General features: G+C 60.3%; 1 protein-coding gene. It reads right to left on the bottom strand.

What is annotated here, in order from left to right; genetic code table 11:
• The coding region (locus J5M56_RS23880; RefSeq protein WP_207937928.1) for a methyl-accepting chemotaxis protein at nt 1-594 on the bottom strand (594 nt) is incomplete at both ends.

The raw sequence follows: 594 nt of genomic DNA, 5'->3' as shown, positions 1-594 counted from the left end.
GGCCACTTCGTCGATCAGCGCGACCACGCTGTTGGTTGCTTCACCCACCACGACGCGCGAGCGATCGGCATTTTCATTGGCGCGCTGGGTGAACGCAGCGGTTTCAGCGGCATTCTGCGCCACGCTTTCAGCGGTCGAGCTCATTTCGGTAATGGCAGTGACGGTCTGGTCGGTTTCCGAGGCGTGACGCAGCAGAATCTGGCTGGTGTGCGCCGAAGTGCGTTGCAGATTGTCGAGGCTGGACGCCATGGCACCGGTGGCCTGGGTGACTTCGCCGATCATGTTCTGCAAATAGACGATGAAGGTGTTGACCGAATGGCCGATGGCGCCCAGTTCGTCCTCAGCGCGAATGGTGATGCGGCGGGTCAGGGCGGCGTCACCGCTGGACAGTGAATCGATGTTGGCTTTCAGAGCCTTCATGCGCTGTACCAGTTTGCGAATCGCGTAAACCTGCAACAGAACCAGCAGGATCACCAGCGGTATCTGGATAAGGCTGAGACTGTTGAGCACATCGTCACGCTGGGCGGTGAGCATTTTGGTCGGCAGGGCGGTGGCGAGGAACCACGGTGTGCCCGCGATCGGGCGAATGAGGAA

It is taken from the genome of Pseudomonas sp. 51_B (genome assembly GCF_017491595.1).
GTDB classification, from domain to species: Bacteria; Pseudomonadota; Gammaproteobacteria; order Pseudomonadales; family Pseudomonadaceae; genus Aquipseudomonas; species Aquipseudomonas promysalinigenes.
Note: the sequence above shows the minus strand (reverse complement) of the source record. Positions and strands in the feature narration are given on the sequence as shown.